The organism is Leadbetterella byssophila DSM 17132 (genome assembly GCF_000166395.1).
GTDB lineage: Bacteria > Bacteroidota > Bacteroidia > Cytophagales > Spirosomataceae > Leadbetterella > Leadbetterella byssophila.
Window position 1 is genome coordinate 3,855,250 of the sequence record NC_014655.1, and the last position, 16,321, is coordinate 3,871,570.

General features: G+C 41.8%; 15 protein-coding genes and 1 tRNA gene. 15 read left to right on the forward strand and 1 reads right to left on the reverse strand.

Going from position 1 to position 16,321, the window contains the following annotated elements:
• Positions 1–15: 15 nt before the first annotated feature.
• From LBYS_RS17110 to LBYS_RS17150, 9 genes are read left to right on the forward strand one after another with little or no spacing between them, the layout of a single operon-like run.
• The gene (locus LBYS_RS17110; RefSeq protein WP_013410098.1) at positions 16–1,581 is read left to right on the forward strand and encodes a RagB/SusD family nutrient uptake outer membrane protein; all 1,566 of its coding nucleotides are present in this window, start codon (positions 16–18) and stop codon (positions 1,579–1,581) included.
• Positions 1,582–1,587: 6 nt separating this feature from the next.
• Entirely contained in the window at positions 1,588–2,646 is a 1,059-nt protein-coding gene (locus tag LBYS_RS17115; protein ID WP_013410099.1) for an IPT/TIG domain-containing protein, read from the forward strand.
• Between the two features lie 33 nt (positions 2,647–2,679).
• On the forward strand, positions 2,680–3,780 hold the full coding sequence (locus tag LBYS_RS17120) for a glycoside hydrolase family 26 protein (protein ID WP_013410100.1): 1,101 nt from the start codon (positions 2,680–2,682) through the stop codon (positions 3,778–3,780).
• On the forward strand, positions 3,755–5,593 hold the full coding sequence (locus LBYS_RS17125) for a sodium:solute symporter family protein (RefSeq protein WP_013410101.1): 1,839 nt from the start codon (positions 3,755–3,757) through the stop codon (positions 5,591–5,593). The genes LBYS_RS17120 and LBYS_RS17125 overlap by 26 nt, the downstream gene beginning before the upstream one ends.
• The gene (locus LBYS_RS17130; RefSeq protein WP_013410102.1) at positions 5,590–6,756 is read left to right on the forward strand and encodes a glycoside hydrolase family 130 protein; all 1,167 of its coding nucleotides are present in this window, start codon (positions 5,590–5,592) and stop codon (positions 6,754–6,756) included. Before LBYS_RS17125 ends, LBYS_RS17130 begins: the two co-directional genes overlap by 4 nt.
• Positions 6,753–7,886 (forward strand): AGE family epimerase/isomerase, encoded by a 1,134-nt coding sequence (locus tag LBYS_RS17135; RefSeq protein WP_013410103.1) that lies wholly within the window; start codon positions 6,753–6,755, stop codon positions 7,884–7,886. The genes LBYS_RS17130 and LBYS_RS17135 overlap by 4 nt, the downstream gene beginning before the upstream one ends.
• Before the next feature lie 45 nt (positions 7,887–7,931).
• Positions 7,932–8,429, forward strand: a complete 498-nt coding sequence (locus tag LBYS_RS17140; RefSeq protein WP_013410104.1) for an OmpA family protein — start codon at positions 7,932–7,934, stop codon at positions 8,427–8,429.
• Positions 8,430–8,431: 2 nt separating this feature from the next.
• Positions 8,432–8,977 carry a helix-hairpin-helix domain-containing protein gene (locus LBYS_RS17145; RefSeq protein ID WP_013410105.1) on the forward strand — a complete coding sequence of 182 codons (546 nt, stop codon included), beginning with the start codon at positions 8,432–8,434 and terminating at the stop codon, positions 8,975–8,977.
• 1 nt (position 8,978) lies between these two features.
• The gene (locus tag LBYS_RS17150) at positions 8,979–9,476 is read left to right on the forward strand and encodes a KdsC family phosphatase (RefSeq protein WP_013410106.1); all 498 of its coding nucleotides are present in this window, start codon (positions 8,979–8,981) and stop codon (positions 9,474–9,476) included.
• Here the strand turns inward: LBYS_RS17150 and LBYS_RS17155 are convergent.
• Positions 9,471–10,322 (reverse strand): hypothetical protein, encoded by an 852-nt coding sequence (locus LBYS_RS17155; RefSeq protein WP_013410107.1) that lies wholly within the window; start codon positions 10,320–10,322, stop codon positions 9,471–9,473. The genes LBYS_RS17150 and LBYS_RS17155 overlap by 6 nt on opposite strands.
• Positions 10,323–10,468: 146 nt before the next feature.
• Between LBYS_RS17155 and bamJ the strand changes: the two genes are divergently transcribed.
• The 6 genes from bamJ (at position 10,469) to LBYS_RS17185 (ending at position 16,295) form a co-directional block, all read left to right on the forward strand.
• A complete protein-coding gene (gene bamJ / locus LBYS_RS17160; RefSeq protein ID WP_013410108.1) occupies positions 10,469–11,116 on the forward strand; it encodes a BamJ family beta-barrel-assembly machinery protein in 648 nt (215 codons plus the stop codon).
• Positions 11,117–11,131: 15 nt separating this feature from the next.
• A complete protein-coding gene (locus LBYS_RS17165; protein WP_013410109.1) occupies positions 11,132–13,192 on the forward strand; it encodes a carboxy terminal-processing peptidase in 2,061 nt (686 codons plus the stop codon).
• Positions 13,193–13,219: 27 nt separating this feature from the next.
• Positions 13,220–14,539, forward strand: coding sequence for an APC family permease (locus LBYS_RS17170; RefSeq protein ID WP_013410110.1), 1,320 nt, complete (start codon positions 13,220–13,222; stop codon positions 14,537–14,539).
• A 30-nt stretch (positions 14,540–14,569) separates the two neighbouring features.
• Entirely contained in the window at positions 14,570–15,529 is a 960-nt protein-coding gene (locus tag LBYS_RS17175; protein ID WP_013410111.1) for a polyprenyl synthetase family protein, read from the forward strand.
• Entirely contained in the window at positions 15,526–16,143 is a 618-nt protein-coding gene (locus LBYS_RS17180) for a rhomboid family intramembrane serine protease (protein WP_013410112.1), read from the forward strand. Before LBYS_RS17175 ends, LBYS_RS17180 begins: the two co-directional genes overlap by 4 nt.
• A gap of 78 nt (positions 16,144–16,221) precedes the next feature.
• Positions 16,222–16,295, forward strand: a tRNA-His gene (locus LBYS_RS17185).
• The last annotated feature ends 26 nt before the right edge of the window (positions 16,296–16,321 follow it).

Sequence of the window (16,321 nt, forward strand, 5' to 3'; positions counted from 1 at the left end):
TAATTTGAAACGAACATGAAAAAAATATTGAGTCTAATGTTTGTCGCACTCTTGCTTAATGCATGTAGTTCTGACTTCATAGAGCGACCAAGTTTATCCGGTACTACTACAGGTAACTATTATAATACAGAGACCGAGGTTAGAAATGCGACCAGTACACTGTACAGTGGACTTCCTTGGAGGGATTTCGAAAGCCGTGCACAAGATGCCATAGGTGATGTAATGTCAGGTAATATGTTTACCTATGAGGATTCAGAATATCTGAATATGACTTATTCCGCAGCATCCCAACGTATAGGTGCTGCATGGAAAGCATTCTATAAGGTTATAGGTTACGCCAATATTCTGATCAATACTTTCGAAGCCAAAAAGGCTTCGGGAGGTGGTGCATTTTTAGATCCTGCCATTGCAGAATGTCACTTTATCAGAGGAATGGTGTACTTCTATATCGCTAGAATCTGGGGAGATGCTCCCATCATCACAGACCCTGCTGCCGTTACGCTTTCCGGAAATTTTGATATCCCGCGTTATTTCAAAGACGATGTGTTGCGCTTTGCAAGGGAAGAATTAATAATGGCTGAAGCAGGTTTGCCTGAAAACGATGAGCCCGGTAGGCTGACCAAAGGTTCCGCGAAAGGTATGCTGGCAAAGTTATATCTGTACACTAAAGACTATGCTAATGCTAAGCAGAAAGCTCAAGAGGTGATTCAGTCCGGTAAATACCAACTAGTAGATGATTACTACGGCATGTTTACTAAAGTGGCTATGAACAATAATCCGGAAACCATGTTCTCCATTCAGCATCAATTTGCTCAAGACCCATGGGGTACAGGTAACCTGAAAAATCCGGATAGGGGACCATCTAATTTGCAGACTGCTGAAGCGGCCATGTGGGGCATGTATATGCCTTCCTTAGATATCCTAGCGGCCTATGAATTTGGAGATAAGCGTAGAGCATGGTCAGTGATGGAGCACGGTTGGGAAAAGAGGGAATGGAAACCTCAGCGTCCTAATGCGCCTGAGTATAATGCGTTCATGGCAAATGGATTCCGCTATGATACCCTTCAACCGGAAACGGCAGGAGGAATCAAGAATGCGGTTAGATCTAACATTACGAAGTACTTCGCCGGTCCCGGAAAGAGCTTTGGTGGTGAAGCAGTGAACGGACAGAATTCCGGTAACAACGTGGTTCTACTTCGCTATGCAGATGTCTTACTCATCTTTGCTGAAGCTACTTTGGGAACAGCAGCTTCTACCTCTGATGCCGCAGCATTAGCTGCCTTTAATAGTGTGAGAGCAAGAGCAGGATTACCTGCCAAGACTTCCATTACTTTAGATGATATTCTAAAGGAAAGAAGAGTGGAATTTGCATTTGAAGGAGATTATTGGTTTGATATCCAAAGACAAGGGTTTGCTAAAGCCAAAGAAATGATATCCAAACAGAATAGGGGAAGTTATGATGGAGGTCCGGTATATATTACCAACTTCACAGAAGATAGAATGTACCTTCCTATTCCTGCGTCTGAAACCGTTCAGGCCCCGGCCTTATTGGGACCTGCAGTACCTTATTACAATGATTAATTTACCATGAAAAGATATAGTTTATTATTCCTATTCGCAGCTCTGGCATTGACCTGGTCTTGTACAGAGGATACTGATGGAACCCCCGGTATTAAACCAGGGAATCTATCCATAAGCAGCGTATTTCCGGATAGTGCTTCCGGAGGAGAGTTAGTGGTGGTAAAAGGTTCCGGCTTAGGAGATATTCGCTCTGTAGTTTTAGAGAAAGGTGAAGTGCCTGCAGGCTTTCAGCCAACCTTAAATACAGAGGGTGTCTTCATGTTTCGAGTGCCTTTGGAGGCCCAGGGAGGAACTCAAAAAGTTACTCTGACAAATGGCAACGGGGTTAGTCAAAGCTTTGACCTTAGGGTACTGGCCTTCCCTGTGATTTACGACGTGAGTAACTACAACTTCAGTGCAGGCTCTGAGATAACCATAACAGGTCTTAACCTGGAAGATGTACATACCGTTCGGTTTGCAGGTACAAATGAATCTATAGACATCGTGTCTAAAACCAAGACAAGTTTGACCATCAAGTTTAAGAGTACCAATGTAGAAAGGTCTGCATTGGATATCATAAACGCGACAGGGCCTATTAAGACTACTCAAGAGTTTGTCAATCTGGACAAAGCCTTCGTCATCTTTACAGATGCGTACGGTGAAGGATTTGGAGACGGATCTTGGGGAGATCCTGGCACCATTACAGATGCAGAGGCAAAGACCGGTTCGAAATCTATTTACAAAAACTATCAGAAAGGCAACTGGCATTTGATCAATTTTGCCAATTGGTGGCCGGGAGTTGAGGAAAATAAAGATTGGAAGTATTTGACCGTATGGATCAAGGGAGCTTCTCAGGATTATACCCTTTACCTGACTGGAGATATGAGAGCCGGAGGTTTTGGTAATGGAGATAGATCTTATCCTTTAAATGTTCCTGCCGGAAAATGGACCTATTTTAAAATACCATTGTCGGAAGTTAAATTGTGGGAAAAAGGAACACCGTTCTTCCAATTGGGCTTCTGGATTCCTGGACCTGATGCTCAAGATGAGATCTTCCATTTTGATGATTTGATTTTTGTGAAATAAGTTACGGGCTCTACGGAGCCCGTCTTTTCTCCTATGAAAAAATCGTTTATATTATTATTCCTTTGCTTAGCAAAAGGCTGGTGTCAGATACACCCTATACCTACTCTTCTTACAAAAAATTTATACCAGAATCTTCGAAATTTCGAAGGCAAAGGGGTATTTCTGGGTCACCAGGATGCTCTGGCCTATGGCTTGAATGCTGATGGTAGTAGATGGATAGGAGAAAAGGATAGAAGCGATATCCATTCTGTAAGCGGTGAATTTCCCGCAGTTCTAGGTTTAGACTTAGGAAGAATTGAATTGGGAACTTCGCATAATCTTGATCAGGTGCCGTTTGAAGATATGAAGGTTCATATTCGCCAGACCTATGAGAGAGGTGGATTTAGCACTATTTCCTGGCACCTCAATAATCCAGTGAATCCTGAAAAAACTTCCTGGGACCATGTGCCAGGAACGGTATCCAAGATCTTGGAGGATCCTGAGGTCAAAAGCAGGTATCTATCTTGGCTGGATTTAGTGGCGGCCTTCCTGTCTGATTTGAAAACCTCAGATGGAAACTATATCCCAGTTATCTTTAGACCCTTTCATGAACATACAGGGTCCTGGTTCTGGTGGGGAGCGGACCATTGCACACCTGATGAATACAAGGCACTTTGGAAGCTAACCGTGGATTATTTATTCCAAAAGAAAAAGCTGAACCACATTCTTATAGCTTATTCTACAGACGTGTTTAGAGATAAAGCACATTATTTGGAAAGATATCCTGGAGATGAGTATGTGGATTTACTAGGAGTGGATACTTATCACCGGAATGCCCCTGAAAGTAATACCGCCTTTGTCCATAAGTTAAGAAGTATGTTGAGTATACTGGATCAATTGTCCACGGAGAAAAAGAAACCGTATGCTATAACAGAAACGGGTTTAGAGCAGATCACCGAGAAGGATTGGTGGAGTAATGTAGTGGTGCCGGCACTTGATGGTTTTAGGCCTAGCTATCTACTGCTATGGCGAAATGGATATGATAAACATTATTATGCTCCTTATCCGGGGCAGGGCAGTGTAGCTGATTTCAAAGAGGTTCTGAAGTCAGGGAAGCTGATATTAAGTAATGGCATACAAGGTATTTACCGCTGATATGAATTTTTGGGATTTTGCAGTTATCGCAGCTTACTTGCTTTGCGTCACCGGAATCGGTATTCTACTACGTAAAAAGTCTAGGCAGACGAAAGAGGATTACCTCATGGGAGGGAAGCGCCTTCCTTGGTGGTTATTAGGAATATCAAATGCCTCGGGAATGTTTGACATTTCCGGCACCATCTGGATGGTTTCTATCATGTTTGTATATGGGGTCAAAAGCATCTGGTTGCCTTGGCTATGGCCCGTATTCAATCAGGTATTTATGTTTGTGTATTTGTCCATTTGGTTAAGAAGGTCAAATGCCTCTACGGGTGCTGAATGGATGGAGACCCGATTCGGGAAGAGGGCTACGGGCGCCCAAAGGATTATCATCGTCTTTGCCTTGCTGAGTTGTCTCAGTTTTATGGCCTATGGCTTTATAGGATTAGGGAAGTTTGTAGAGATTTTCATCCCGTTTTCCTCCATATCCCCTTTTTTGCCTTTTAGCATACCTGCGGACTTTGTGCCACATTTTTACGGGATAATTTTCACCCTCTTTGCCGTGTTTTACGCTATACTAGGTGGAATGTCAAGTATAGTTTGGGCAGATTTGGTCCAATATTCCTTGATGGCCCTTGGAGCTTTTTGCATCGCACTCTTTGCCATTAGTGAGTTGAGAACGCATGATTTGATTGTTCCAGAAGGATGGAAGGATTTACATTTTCAGTGGGACTTAGGGGTGAATTGGGAGGGGATTCTGCCAGAAGTAAACAAAAAGATAGAGGAGGATGGATTTCATCCTTTTGGATTGTTTTTTACCTTGATGTTTACCAAAGGGATACTCTCCAGCTTAGCCGGCCCTGCTCCTAATTATGACATGCAAAAGATCTTGTCTACCCGCAATCCCAAAGAGGCAGCTTTGATGAGCATGTTTGTCAATGTGGTTCTACTTCCTACCAGATATCTGATGATCATAGGATTCACCGTATTGGCACTATTATATTATCCCCAACTGGATCTGCAAACGGCTAGTGGAAAAGTTGATTTTGAGAAGATTTTACCTTCTACTATTTTGAAATTTGCTCCCGCAGGATTGTTAGGATTGTTCCTGGTGGAATTACTTTCTGCTTTCATGGGCACCTTTGCCGGAACACTAAATGCAGCACAAGCTTATATCGTAAATGATATTTATCTAAAGTTCAAAAAGGATAGAAAGGGAAACCTGCAAAAGGTTCATTTTCTCTCCGGTTTGGGTGTTGTGTTGCTTAGTATTTTCCTTGGCCTTTTTGCCAAAGATGTCAATAGCATATTGCAATGGATAGTAGGAGCATTATATGCCGGTTTTATATCTGCCAATGTTTTGAAATGGCATTGGTGGAGGTTTAATGGAACAGGATATGCCGTAGGTATGGCTGTAGGAATACTTTGCGCCATGGTTTTTCCTTATCTTTTCCCGGATACACTTCCGTTATACTACTTCCCATTGATTTTAGCACTGTCCTTTTTGGGTGGAGTTCTGGGTTCTTATTCTTCTCCGCCCACTGATCGGAATACCTTAAAAGCCTTTTACAGTCAAGTAAATCCTTGGGGCTTCTGGAAGCCCATAGAGGAGGAAGTAAGAAAAGATTCTCCGGACTTTGTGCCTAATCCTGATTTTAAGAAGGATATGGGAAATGTGACTTTAGGTATTTTGGCACAGACTGCCATTACGGCATTGCCCGTTTTCCTAGTGCTGTGGATGTGGAAAGAAGTTGCTATCACGAGCCTTTTGCTCGGAATTTGTGTCGTTACCCTTTTTTTTACTTGGTATAAAAAACTCCCTAACCAATGAATTTCGCGGAAAGATTTACTGCCATTCACGGTCTGTATGAAGAATTGATTCGTAGACCTAATGAGAAGATTCCATTTGGAAATGGAGCGGTGAGCCGGTATAAATTTCCTGTGCTCACTTCTGAACATATTCCTCCTTTCTGGAGGTATGACCTGGATGCTAGATCTAATCCCCATCTCATGGAGAGGTTCGGGATTAACGCCATTTTCAATGCCGGAGCACTTTTTTGGAACAATAAATTCCTAGTAGTGGCCAGGGTAGAAGGGAAGGATAGGAAGTCTTTCTTCGCGATAGCGGAGAGCGACAATGGCATAGATAATTTCCGCTTTTGGGATTACCCTATTCTACTTCCTGAGACTGAGGAGCCGGATATTAATGTGTATGATATGCGCCTCACCCCTCATGAGGACGGCTGGATTTACGGATTATTCTGTACAGAAAGAAAAGACCCGAACGCAGCTCCGGGCGACGAGTCCTCTGCCATTGCCCAATGTGGAATAGTTAGGACAAAGGATCTGCGGAAATGGGTACGCTTACCTGACCTCATTACCCCTTCGCCTCAACAAAGAAATGTAGTCCTGCATCCTGAGTTTTACCAGGGTAAGTATCTTTTTTATACCCGACCACAAGATGGATTTTTAGAAGCAGGATCCGGAGGGGGTATTGCACTTGGAACCTGTGATGATATTGAAAATGCAATTATTCAGTCGGAAATTCTCCTGGATCGTAAGGAATACCATACTATTTCAGAATCAAAAAATGGTCAAGGACCGCCCCCTATAAAAACGAAAGAGGGGTGGTTACATCTGGCGCATGGGGTACGTCAAACGGCTGCGGGTTTACGCTACGTACTCTATATGTTTATGACAGATCTGCATCAACTAGATAAAGTTATCTATAAGCCTGCAGGGTACTTTTTAGCTCCGGAAGGAGAAGAGAGGATAGGAGACGTATCTAATGTCTTGTTCTCAAACGGATGGATTGCCCTTCCTAGTGGTGAAGTATATATTTATTATGCTTCATCAGATACCCGACTACATGTAGCCACCAGTACCATTGAAAAATTAGTAGATTATTGTAAAAATACTCCTGCTGATGGCTTAAGAAGTAGAACTTCCGTAGAACGTTTGAATCAATTAATCGACAAGAATAAAGGTCTATGACAATTTGGGGTATAGAAGCGGAAAGAATTTTGGATTATTGGATACAGTATACCAAAGATGAAAAGTACGGTGGATTTTATGGACGAATTGATATATACAATCAAATAGACCCCTTCGCTCCAAAAGGGTCTGTTCTTCATTCTAGGATTCTTTGGGCCTTTTCCGCAGCCTATAATTGGAAACCCAAAGAGGAATACAAAAATATGGCGGAGCGCGCCTATACCTATTTGAAGTCGCATTTCTGGGACCCCGTACACGGAGGAGTTTTTTGGACGGTGACCAGAAGCGGCATTCCTTTAGATACCCATAAACAGACGTATGCGCAGGGGTTCTACTTGTATGGTTTGATAGAATACTATAAGGCATTTAAGGATTCGAAGGTTCTGGAGGAGGCTTTAGAAGTCTTTCACCTTCTGGAAAGTAAGTGTAAAGATCCCTTGAATCCGGGTTATTTCGAAGCTTTCGACAGGGCTTGGAACAAGATAGAAGATCATATCATTAGCCCTGGAAGAGATAAAAGCATGAATACCCATTTGCACGTATTGGAGCCTTATACGGAATTATTCGAACTGGAAAAGGGGGCTGAAATCAAGCAGGCTTTGGAAGATTTATTCTCCATTTTTCGGGATAAAATTATCTGGAAAGATACCTTGCAGTTGTTCTTCGATAAAGATTGGGCCTGGAGTGAGGGTTCTTATTCTTTGGGGCATGACATAGAAACATCTTGGCTACTACGTAAGGCCGGAAAAGTACTGGGCAAAGACATTGATATAGCCTGTAATTCTCTGGCTTATGCTTCTATGGGTATAGGGATTCCGGCATTGCGAGAGGAGAATGGTGAGGTGCATTGGTGGGTACAGGCGGAAGCAATGTTAGGATGCCTTTTTGCTTATGAATCTACGGAAGATCAATATTTCTTAGACCAAATTGTAATGCTTTGGAAGTGGATAGAAAATGCATTGATCTGTGAAAACGGGGAATGGTATTGGGGAGTAGATTCTAGCGGTAATAAGCTGGAGCAACATGACAAGGTAGGACTTTGGAAATGTCCATATCATCATGTTAGATCATTACTTATTTTAGATAATTGGGCATTTCGTTATCCTCAAAAACTGTTGCTAAAAGTTTGAAATATCTTAAAATGCCTTTACTTTTAAGTACCGGTAAGTTAGAACATGATAAGATTTTTGGCGATTTTGATCAGTGCAATTCTGTATTGTATCCTCTGGAATACATACAGAAAGCCTTTGTGTGATATAGATAGGGATGTGGTGCTTGAAGTACCTGCTGTAGCGCCTGCACCAGAACCTACAGAAGTAGAAAAGTTACTTTTTGAACCTCTGGATATCTATTTTCAATCGGCAAGTCTTGAAATAATTCGCACGCCTCAACTGGAAGAATGGTTATCTTTGGCAAAAAATTACTTGGAGGAGAATCCTGGAGAGCGGCTTGTACTTACGGGACACACAGATAATGAGGGAACGGAGGAATCTAATCTGAATCTGTCTTTGGAGAGGGGTAATCGGGTTAAGGAGATTTTGAGCGCAGAAGGTTTTAGTGCTGAAAGCCTTGAAGTGGAAGGCAAGGGGCAGTCAGAGCCAATAGCCGGAAATGACACTCCGGAGGGTATGCAGAAAAATAGAAGGGTATCAATCAGACTTTTAAAGAGATAGAAATGGAAAACGTAAAGTGCTTATTAACCAATTTTCCCTGGGACTTGCTCCTTTTCCTTCTGATTCTGGGAGGAATTCTGTGGTGGTTGATTAGTCGCTGGTTAGCGGGTAGGCTTAAGGACCATACAGAGGAATTGTACTACAGAATTTCTCAGTTGGAAAGCGAAAATGGAAAGTTGAGGAGGCAGTTTACGGATAGAACTACTTTTTTGGAGTCTGAACTAGAAGCTTGTAGAAAGAGTAAAGTAGCTACAGGCGTTACAGGTTTTGCCCCAATGGTGGAGAAACCAAAAGTGAAAAAGGACGACTTAAAGATCGTAGAGGGTATTGGTCCTAAGATTGAGGAATTGTTCAATAATTCCGGTATCTATTCCTTTGAAGATTTAGCGAATACTCCGGTAGAGAAGTTGAAAGCTATATTAGAGACAGGCGGTTCTCGTTTCCAGATCCATGATCCTACTACCTGGCCTAGGCAAGGTGCCTTAGCCAGAGACGGGAAATGGGAGGAATTGAAAAAGTGGCAAGAAGAGTTGAATAAAGGAAAATAAAATGGTAAAAAGGATTAAGGGTTTCGTGTTTGATGTGGATGGGGTTTTTACAGACGCTACATTGACCGTCACCCAAGATGATGTAACGAGAACCTTTAATGTTAGGGATGGATATGCTGTCCAAATGGCCGTTAAAAGTGGATATCATTTAGCCGTTATATCGGGTGGTAAACAGGAAAGCATAGTAAAGAGAATGAATGCCATAGGTATTCAGGATGTATACATTAATGTAGGTACAGCTGAAAAGCCTAAAGTCATGCAAGAATACCTGGATAAGGTAGGTTTAAAGCCGGAAGAAGTGCTTTTTATAGGAGATGATATTCCTGATTTATTATTGATGAAAGCGTTTCCGGTTCTGGCTTGTTGTCCGGCAGATGCTGTTTCAGAAGTTAAAGAGAAGGTTGCTTATATAACTACCGCCCCCGGAGGAAAGGGAGCGGTAAGGGAAGTGATAGAATGGGTTATGAAAGCCCAGGATAAATGGATGAAAGTCTTATAGACGATCAATCTTCTTCTTGTCTTTGTGCGATATCTGCACCATTTCATTGATTCTTGCAATCTGAACCTCATAGCCTCTGGCAGATCCTGTGATCTGCTGGATGGCATTCACATTGATGATAATGTCTTGTTGGAATACTTCAAATTGCGGATGATCCTTTAGCTCTTCTAAAATAGCTTCTTTCCCAATTGGAAGTTTTGTTTTTTCTATTCCCAAAAAGTTTTGATAATAGAACTCTGCTTGATCTCCAATCTTTACATAGATCAATTGGTTAGGAATCAAATTAAGTTTTTCCCCTGCGGATCTGAAAGCCAAAATATTCAATGGGTTCTCAGATGCAACCACAGATTTTCTGCGAATTTCTTCGTTCTTTTCTTCTGCTAAACGCTCAAACTTACTGTCCAAATATCTTTGATGTAACACCGACGCAATAGCAAGCGGTAGTATAGTAATGCCAAAAAGAGCCAGGCCCGCTACTGGAAAGTTAGCTAACTGTTTTGTGCTTAAATAGTAAGTAGTGGCAAAGGATATCAGGAAAGACATGATTAACCACTGAGTAAATTGTTTTCCTGTAGTCCAGGAAGACTCTGAATAGAAATCTTTAATCAAAAGAGGGAGTAGGAACTGAGTTAATAGCATCAGGGCCAAACTGATTCCGCCTAAAGTTATCACCACATTTGTCCATTCTTCTGCTTCCAGACTCTTTAGGCCGAAGGGACGAATGAAGTAGGCCAAAGCCATTACTACTATTGCTGCCAAAAAAGAATGGAATAATCCACGTAAACTTAGGGTAGAGGAGTGATGAGGTTTCTTAAATACCTTTAAAATGGGCATACGTTCGTTCATAAATAATAGTACAAAGGAATAACAGCTCCCTTAATAAAAAAAGAACTTTGCATCAATTTAGATGCTTTTCATTATTATGCCAATGTTTTTCTTAATTTTGAAAGGATGCCCAAAGGGGCCGTGTAAGATTATTAATGTGATATAAAATGAAAAAAAGATTTCTCCTGGCCCCATTGGCCTTGTTTCTACATCTCAATGCGGATGCTCAGGAATTGAAGAACGGTACAGATTCTCTAAGTTATGCCATTGGAATTGATATGGCTAATATGCTGAAAATGCAAAAAATCAATATTAACCCTGATGTCTTTGCAAAAGCCATCAAAGAGCACTTTGCAGGATCTGCACTGATGACTCCGGAAGAAAGTACTTCCTTTCTACAAGACTATTTTGCTCCACCAGAGGCAAAAGAAAATAAAGCGAAAGGAAGAGCGTTCTTAAATGAGAATAAAAAGAATGCCAGTGTAACCACTCTACCTTCCGGTTTACAATATCAAATCATAAAAGAAGGCACAGGTCCTAAACCTACTTTGGAGGATCAAGTCAAAGTACATTATGCAGGAAGTACTCTTGATGGAAACGAATTTGACAGTTCCATCAAAAGAGGAGAACCTGCTACATTTGGTTTACAACAAGTAATTAGAGGATGGACAGAGGTATTGCAACTTATGCCGGTAGGATCTAAATGGAAAGTGTTTATTCCTGAAAATCTTGCCTATGGCGTTCAAGCTCCTCCTGCTATTGGACCAAACCAGACCTTGATTTTTGAAATTGAACTACTGGAAATCGTGAAATAATAACGAATCGATTCAATGAGAAAAGCTAAAATACTTCTATTGCTTCTGTGTGGCCTCTCGGCACAGGCACAGGTTCCGCATTACAGCTACGATCCTTTGCAGCCTGATAGTGTGCATTATGAAGTACAAACCAGAGTCACACAATTCCTGAAGGATTATCATTACAAGAAATTTGATTTAGATGATACCTTGTCTTCTCATGTATGGGACAGCTATCTGAATACCATTGACGGTGGTAAACTGTATTTTACTCAGGCAGATATTGATGGGTTTGAGAAATACAGATATACCCTGGACGAAGCCATGCAGGAAGGTAACCTGGAAGCGGCCTTTGCCGTATTTAATCTGTACAGGACCAAGTACAAAGCACGGTCTGAGTATATTCTTTCTTTGTTGGATAAACCATTCGACTACTTTTCAAATAAGACCATCTTGGCGGATAGAGAAAAGGCTACTTGGGCTAAGTCAGAAGCTGAGTTAGATGAGGAATGGAATAAGATTATCCTGAATCAGGCTTTGAGCCTGAAGCTGACCGGAAAGACGGATTCAGCCATAGCGGCTACCTTGAAAAGTAGGTACGTAGCTTTGGAAAAGCGTACTTCTGCTTTTAAAGCAGATAATGCTTTCCACTTGTTTATGAATGCTTTTACAGAGTACCTGGATCCTCATACAGCTTACATGATCCCGGATGCTGCAGATCAATTCAATATCTCCATGTCTCAATCCATTGAAGGAATTGGAGCGACCTTGACAAATGAAGGGGATTACGTAGTGATCAAAAGCATAGTACCTGGAGGTCCACTCTTCAAGAATGGAGAAGGAAATGTTGATGATTATATTGTAGCAGTAGCCCAGGGTGACGATGGAGAATTTCAGGATATCATAGGCTGGTTAACTGATGACGCCATCAAGTTAATTAGAGGGAAGAAAGGTTCAGTGGTGCGTTTGAAGCTAGTTGCCTCTTCTGCGCCTCTAGGTACAACTCCTAGGACCATACGTATCGTCAGGGATAAAATCAATTTAGAAGAAGCCGTAGCAAAAGGTGAGATTGTGGACTTGAAGCATGACGGTACAAATCTTAAAATAGGGGTCATAGATATTCCAATGTTCTACAGAGACTTTGAGTATGCGAACAGAGGAGGGGAGTTCCAAAGTACTACAGCAGATGTTAAACGCATTTTGGATGATTTTAATCAGAAGAAAGTTGACGGTGTTCTTATAGATCTGAGAAATAACGGTGGAGGCTCACTAATAGAGGCTATAGATCTGACTGGTTTATTTATCAAGTCAGGCCCAGTGGTTCAGCGTAAGAGCTCTATAGGTCCGAATAGTGTAGAATCAGATGAGGATAAGTCGGTTTCTTATGAAGGCCCCTTAGTAGTCCTACAGAACAGATTCAGTGCTTCTGCATCGGAGATCTTTGCTGGGGCAATCCAAGATTACCAAAGAGGGCTGATTGTAGGAGAGAATTCTTTTGGTAAAGGCACCGTGCAGCAATTGGTCAATCTAGACAGTTATTTTGCACGCCTTAGTAATAGAAGAAGCGGAGCGGTAGCAGGTGTAGGTGGAGCAGCGGCCATGAACAGAACCCGTTACGGTCAATTGAAGTTTACGTCTGAGAAGTTTTATAGAATCACCGGAAATAGTAATCAATTGAAAGGTGTGGCTCCAGATGTTACTTTGCCTTCTCCATTCACGCCGGATGAGATGGGCGAAAAATCTTATGAAAGAGCACTGCCCTATGATCAAATCCGACCAGTACCTTATCAAAAGGTAGGTACGATCACGAATGAAGTCATTCAAAAGATTAACGATAGACTCTCTAAGCGTTTGAAATCAGACGAAGGTTTGAAGGAGCTTCTTCTGGATATTGAAGAGTACAGAAAAGAAAGAGAGGTTAAAGAATACTCTTTAAACTATGATGTACGTAAAAAGGCTTTGGATGATGCAGAGAACAAGAAGAAGTCTATCAAGAAATTAAACAAGTCCACTAAATTAGAGGACAAGGATAATGATATCTATCTTCTAGAGAGCGAGAAGATACTGGGTGACCTTATAACACTAAGAAAATCATAACCCCGCTAGTTCGGGGTTTTCTTTTAAATGGAAAAGAAGAACAAACTCTTAAAACTATTAGGTGTAGGATTTGGTATTGCGGTTACGGTAGGTGGCACCATTGGAACGGGAATATTGAGAAAGCCGGGACCTATAGCCTCCGTGCTGGGTGACCCTTACTTGATCATGCTGGTATGGATTGCTGTGAGCGCCTATGCCTTTTTAGGAGTTTTGTGTGCTATAGAGTTAGGCGTTTCCATGCCGGAAGCTGGTTCTTGGTATGTTTATGCCAAACGGGCCTTTGGAAGATATATAGGTTTCTTTACGGGAATTTCTAACTGGCTAGGCACTGTTTCTGCTCTGGCTTTTGGCGCCTACACCGTGAGTGAATACTTGGTTCTACTCCTTCCTCATTTAGATCCTTATATTCGGTGGATCTCTATAGGACTTTTGTTCATTCTTGTTCTCTTCCATTTAAGTGGAACAAAATCTGCCGGTAGATCTCAAGAGGTGATGTCATTTCTTAAAGCGCTAGGTCTATTGGGTTTTGTTACTGTATGCTTCATTTATGGAGGAGATGTAGATGCACATGCCCTTCAACAGACAGCGGAAAGGGTGGAACGTCCTGCCTTACTGATAGGGATCATAACCGCCTTGCAAGCTATCTTCTACACCTTTGATGGCTGGCACACCGCTTCCTATTTTTCAGAAGAGAATGTGGATCCGGTAAAGAGTCTACCTAAATCCATGATCTATGGTATTCTAGTCATCATAGGGATATATTTGTTAGTGAATGCGGCTATTTTGTATGTGATCCCCATTGACGTATTGGCAGGATCGAAATTGGCGGCTTCAGATGCTATTGGCTATATTTTCGGACCGGGATCCGCCCGCGTGGTGACCTTCTTTTTGATGATCTCTATTTTAGGTCTGATGAATGCTCAGGTCATGTTCTCTCCTCGAGTGATCTACTCTATGAGTAGGGACGGACTGTTCCCAAAGTTTGCACTCAGGGTCAATGAGGCTGGAACACCCTCCTTAGCCATGGCATTTACAGTAAGTTTATCTGTACTTTTGATTCTAGCAGGTAAGGAGATATGTGAGATCCTTTCGGATATTGCAGTGTTCTTTTTTGTGATTAGTTATATATCAGGATTTTCTTCCTTAGTTAGACTGCGAAAGAAGGAGCCGGAATTACCTCGACCGTTCAAAGTGCCCGGTTATCCTTTGGTTCCCATCTTCTTGGTCATTTGTTCTGTACTTTTCCTGATAGGAGCAGTAATTCAGGACATGAGAAGTTCTATGTTTGCCTTGATATTCATAGTGATATCCTATCCCTTGTATCGCTGGATTTCCCGTCCCCAATAAATTGCCTATTTTTGTATAAAATTAGATAGAATGTCATTAGAAAGATTCAGTTCTTCCCTAGAGAGAGCCTTTGAGGAGCAAGTTTTTGGGGAGCACCCGGCAGAATTATACGAGCCCATACATTATATTTTAAGTTTAGGAGGCAAAAGAATCCGACCTTTACTTACCCTTTTGTCAGCTAATCTCTTTACTAAATCTTGGGAAACCGCTATAGAGCCGGCCATGTCCGTGGAAGTGTTTCATAACTTCACCCTCATGCATGACGATATCATGGATCAGGCCCCATTGAGAAGAGGTAAGCCTACCGTTCACCACAAGTGGGATACTAACAGAGCCATTCTTTCAGGAGACGTGATGCTGGTGGAGGCTTATGAACTTTTGAGTAAATTAGAAGCATCACTCTTGAAAAAAGCGATTCTTCGCTTCAACAAAGTGGCAGCTGAGGTATGCGAAGGGCAGCAATTGGATATGCTCTTTGCTGAAAGGGAAGAAGTAAGCAAAGAAGAATATTTGGAAATGATTCGATTGAAAACTTCCGTACTGGTAGGTTATTCCATGGAATTAGGAGGAATAGTGGCAGGAGCCTCACCGGATGCCTGCGAACTACTGTATGAAGTAGGAGAGAATCTGGGATTAGGCTTTCAAATGACAGATGATATACTGGATGTATATGCTGATCCTAAGCTATTTGGTAAGCAAGTAGGGGGAGATATCTTGGAAAATAAGAAAACCTGGTTGCTGCTAAGGGCCATGGAAAAGAGCGGGGAAGATAGAGTAAGAACTTTACTTTCTATAGAAGATCCGGACCAAAAGATCTTAGCCGTCCGCACCTTGTTTGATGAATTAAATATCAAAGCGGAAGCTACTTCTATAGCTGAGGCTTATTTTGATAAAGCTATGCTTGGTCTACAAGCTTTGGTATGCCCCTTTGAAGTAGAGAAAGAAGCCTTAAATACATTGTTTTTACAGATTAGAAGCCGACAAAAATGACTTTAGTCCTTATACTTATCACCGTAGGTTTGAGTATCTACGGATTTTCAAATCCCTCTTTCTTGTACAAACTCTTAGATAATCCCTATGCAGTATCCAGAAGGAAAGAGTATTACCGACTGCTGACTTCCGGTTTTGTGCATGCAGATTATCTGCATCTCCTACTGAACATGTATGTTCTGTATATGTTTGGATCCAATATGGAGACCATCTTTGGTATGAGTTTTGGGCCACAGGGTGGGGCATATTTTCTAGGGCTTTATCTATTGGGAATTATCTTTGCCAATATTCCGGATCAGTTCAGACATAAGAATAATCCAGGCTACAATGCACTTGGGGCATCAGGAGGAGTTTCTGCCATTGTATTTGCCTCTATCTTGATTATGCCTCTGAATAAGTTGATGATCTTCCCCATTCCTGTAGAAATTCCGGCTTGGATCTTTGCCATTATTTATGTGGCTTACTCTATTTATATGGATAAAAGACAGTCAGACCGAGTGAATCATATGGCGCATTTGTATGGGGCATTATGGGGGGTACTATTTATGCTATGGGCTTATCCCGGAGTCTTACCTGTTTTCTTTCAGCAGATTGGCTCTTCCATTGGATTTTGATCCGAAAATTTCTTAAAAAAAATTGGAGTAAATCATTGCTCTGGATGATTTCTTTAGTATTTTTGCAGTCCCAAAACGGAGGTTATAGCTCAGCTGGTTAGAGCGTCGGATTGTGGTTCCGAAGGTCGTGGGTTCGAACCCCATTAGCCTCCCACAGAAGCGAGTCGAAAGACTCGCT

Bases quoted from the DNA above. Each gene is read 5' to 3' on its own strand.
- LBYS_RS17110 (WP_013410098.1), top strand. From the start codon at position 16: ATGAAAAAAATATTGAGTCTAATGTTTGTCGCACTCTTGCTTAATGCA.
- LBYS_RS17115 (WP_013410099.1), top strand. From the start codon at position 1,588: ATGAAAAGATATAGTTTATTATTCCTATTCGCAGCTCTGGCATTGACC.
- LBYS_RS17120 (WP_013410100.1), top strand. From the start codon at position 2,680: ATGAAAAAATCGTTTATATTATTATTCCTTTGCTTAGCAAAAGGCTGG.
- LBYS_RS17125 (WP_013410101.1), top strand. From the start codon at position 3,755: ATGGCATACAAGGTATTTACCGCTGATATGAATTTTTGGGATTTTGCA.
- LBYS_RS17130 (WP_013410102.1), top strand. From the start codon at position 5,590: ATGAATTTCGCGGAAAGATTTACTGCCATTCACGGTCTGTATGAAGAA.
- LBYS_RS17135 (WP_013410103.1), top strand. From the start codon at position 6,753: ATGACAATTTGGGGTATAGAAGCGGAAAGAATTTTGGATTATTGGATA.
- LBYS_RS17140 (WP_013410104.1), top strand. From the start codon at position 7,932: ATGATAAGATTTTTGGCGATTTTGATCAGTGCAATTCTGTATTGTATC.
- LBYS_RS17145 (WP_013410105.1), top strand. From the start codon at position 8,432: ATGGAAAACGTAAAGTGCTTATTAACCAATTTTCCCTGGGACTTGCTC.
- LBYS_RS17150 (WP_013410106.1), top strand. From the start codon at position 8,979: ATGGTAAAAAGGATTAAGGGTTTCGTGTTTGATGTGGATGGGGTTTTT.
- LBYS_RS17155 (WP_013410107.1), bottom strand. From the start codon at position 10,322: ATGAACGAACGTATGCCCATTTTAAAGGTATTTAAGAAACCTCATCAC.
- bamJ (WP_013410108.1), top strand. From the start codon at position 10,469: ATGAAAAAAAGATTTCTCCTGGCCCCATTGGCCTTGTTTCTACATCTC.
- LBYS_RS17165 (WP_013410109.1), top strand. From the start codon at position 11,132: ATGAGAAAAGCTAAAATACTTCTATTGCTTCTGTGTGGCCTCTCGGCA.
- LBYS_RS17170 (WP_013410110.1), top strand. From the start codon at position 13,220: ATGGAAAAGAAGAACAAACTCTTAAAACTATTAGGTGTAGGATTTGGT.
- LBYS_RS17175 (WP_013410111.1), top strand. From the start codon at position 14,570: ATGTCATTAGAAAGATTCAGTTCTTCCCTAGAGAGAGCCTTTGAGGAG.
- LBYS_RS17180 (WP_013410112.1), top strand. From the start codon at position 15,526: ATGACTTTAGTCCTTATACTTATCACCGTAGGTTTGAGTATCTACGGA.